Raw genomic sequence first — 447 nt, forward strand, 5'->3', positions numbered from 1 at the left:
CACCGATCGTCGTCGACCTCTGCACCGGCTCCGGCGCGATCGCCAAGGCGATCGCGGACGAGGTGCCGACGGCGGTGGTCCACGCCGTCGAGCTCGACGAGCGGGCGCACGCGTGGGCCGAGCGCAACCTCGCCGGCACGGGCGTCGACCTGCGCCAGGGGGACTTCCGGACCGCGTTCGACGACCTGCTCGGCACCGTCGACGTCGTGGTCTGCAACCCGCCGTACGTCCCGCTCGAGGCCTGGGAGTCGGTCGCCGTCGAGGCGCGCGACCACGACCCGCACCTGGCGCTCTTCTCGGGCCCCGACGGCCTCGACGCGATCCGCGCGCTGGCGGTTCGGGCGGCCGACCTGCTGCGCCCCGGCGGCGTGGTCGCGGTCGAGCACGCCGACGCGCAGGGGGAGTCGGCGCCGGCGGTGTTCGCCAGCGAGGGGCGCTGGGAGCAGG

General features: G+C 76.3%; 1 protein-coding gene. It reads left to right on the plus strand.

Annotated elements, in window-relative coordinates; genetic code table 11:
- Positions 1–447: N5-glutamine methyltransferase family protein (locus H0488_RS23540; RefSeq protein WP_183101572.1), on the plus strand; the 447-nt coding region annotated here is incomplete at both ends.

The sequence above is a fragment of the Nocardioides pelophilus genome (genome assembly GCF_014180685.1).
Lineage (GTDB): Bacteria > Actinomycetota > Actinomycetes > Propionibacteriales > Nocardioidaceae > Nocardioides > Nocardioides pelophilus.